We start from the raw sequence: 2,055 nt of genomic DNA on the forward strand, positions 1-2,055 counted from the left end.
GGGCCAGCATCAGGGCGGCTGCCCCGGCCAGCATGAAGCGACGCATGTGGGTCATTGTTGTTTCTCCTTGTGGTTGTTGCAGTGATGTCATGGGGGTCAGGCATCCGGCCGGTAGGGCTTGCCCAACGAAGCCGGCGAGTTCAGGCGAATGAGAGTCGGATTGCGCGAGATCAGCACGAGCACGATGATCGTCGCCCAGTACGGTAGTGACGACAGAAACTGCGAGGGGAAATCGATCTGCAGCCCCGAGCCCTGGATGAAGAGCTGGGTGATCATCACGCCTCCGAAGAGATATGCGCCGACGAGCACCCGGAAGGGACGCCACGTGGCGAACACCACTAGCGCGAGCGCGATCCAGCCGCGACCGGCGACCATGCCCTCGACCCACATCGGTGTGTAGAACACCGACAGGAACGCGCCGCCGAGGCCCGCCATCGCACCGCCGAAGAGCACTGCAAGATAACGAATGAGGATCACCGGGTGGCCGATTGCGTGCGCCGAGGCCGGCGACTCCCCGACCGCGCGCAGCACCAGCCCGGCTCGGCTGCGGTAGAGAAACCACAGCACAGCCCAGAAAAGCGCCCATGAGATGTAGACCATCAACTGCTGGTTGTAGAGCGCTTCGCCGATCACCGGAATATCCGCGATGAAGGGAATCCGCACTGGCGGCACTGCCTGCAGCGCGACCGCCTCGTAGGGTTTGCCGATAAAGGCCGACAGGCCGACACCGAATATTGCCAGCGCCAGCCCGGTGGCGACCTGATTGGCTTGCAGTGTCAGGGTAAGGAAACCGAACACCAGCGAGATCGCCATGCCGGCGGCGATGCCGGCGAGTGCGCCTATCCAGGGATTACCGGTGTGATGGGTGATTGCAAAGGCGAACACCGCGCCCATGGCCATCATCCCCTCCGAGCCGAGATTGAGCACGCCGGCTCGCTCGTTAACCAGAAGGCCAAGCGCGACGATGATCAGCGGGGTGCCGGCCACGACCGTTGCGAACAGGATGGCGGTGATCAGGTTCGGGTCCATCGTTCCGTCACCTCGCCATCCGGCCGAAGCGCAGCCGGTAGTTGATGAACACGTCGGCGCCGAGCAGGAAGAACAACAACATGCCCTGGAACACCATCGAAATCGAACTCGGCAGATTCATATGCTGTTGAACCTGTTCCCCGCCGAGGAACAGCAAGGCCATCAGCAGGCTCGCCAGCGCGATGCCGATCGGGTTGAGGCGGCCGACGAAGGCGACGATGATCGCTGCGAAGCCGTACCCCAGGCTCACTCTGTCGGTGAGTTGGCCCATCGGACCGGCGACTTCGGTCATGCCGGCGATACCTGCAGCGCCGCCGCCGCAAAGCAAGCCGATCCAGACCGTCTTCGAGGCGGAAAAGCCCGCATAGCGTGCGGCACCCGCCGCCTCGCCGGCGACCCGCATCTTGTATCCGGTATAGCTGAACTGCATGAACAGGTAGCCGGCGACCAGTACGCCGAGCGCGATGAAAATCCCCGCATTCAGGCGGGTGCCGGCAAGAATGTTGGGTAGCCGTGCGTCGCGCCCGAACATCTCGGTTTGCGGGAAACCGAAACCCATCGGGTCGCGCCACGGACCGAACACCAGCCAGGAGACATATAGCTGCGCGACATAGACCAGCATCAACGTCACCAGTATCTCATTGGCGTTGAAGCGGGTGCGTAGCAGCGCCGGGATTGCAGCCCAGGCTGCACCCGCCAGTGCGCCGGCGCACAGCATTGCCGGCAGCAGCAGCGGCCCGCCGCTTCCCTTGAAGTACAGCGCCACGCCGCTGGCACCAATCGCGCCGAAGATGAACTGCCCCTCGGCGCCGATGTTCCATACGTTGGCGCGAAAGCCTATCGCAAGCCCCACCGCGCAAAGCATCAGTGGCGCGGCTTTGAGCAACAATTCGGATACACCGTAGAGGTTGCGCACCGGGTTGAAGAAGAAGAGACGAAAGCCCTGTATCGGATCCTTGCCCAGTGCCGAGAAGATCACCAGGCCGGCCAGCAGCATCACCACCACCTCGAACAGCGGTGACAGAT

The 2,055-nt window shown here is 63.1% G+C and carries 2 protein-coding genes; both read right to left on the reverse strand.

What is annotated here, in order from left to right; all coding sequences use genetic code 11:
- Positions 1-96: 96 nt before the first annotated feature.
- Complete coding sequence (locus GPA21_RS20050) at positions 97-1,029, reverse strand: ABC transporter permease (protein ID WP_168989827.1); 933 nt, start codon at positions 1,027-1,029, stop codon at positions 97-99.
- A gap of 7 nt (positions 1,030-1,036) precedes the next feature.
- Positions 1,037-2,053 (reverse strand): ABC transporter permease, encoded by a 1,017-nt coding sequence (locus GPA21_RS20055; protein ID WP_168989828.1) that lies wholly within the window; start codon positions 2,051-2,053, stop codon positions 1,037-1,039.
- Positions 2,054-2,055 lie beyond the last annotated feature (2 nt).

Source organism: Azoarcus taiwanensis (assembly GCF_012910885.1).
Classification (GTDB): Bacteria; Pseudomonadota; Gammaproteobacteria; order Burkholderiales; family Rhodocyclaceae; genus Azoarcus_F; species Azoarcus_F taiwanensis.

Excerpts from the sequence above, each read along its gene's own strand:
- GPA21_RS20050 (WP_168989827.1), bottom strand. The coding sequence starts at position 1,029 with ATGGACCCGAACCTGATCACCGCCATCCTGTTCGCAACGGTCGTGGCC.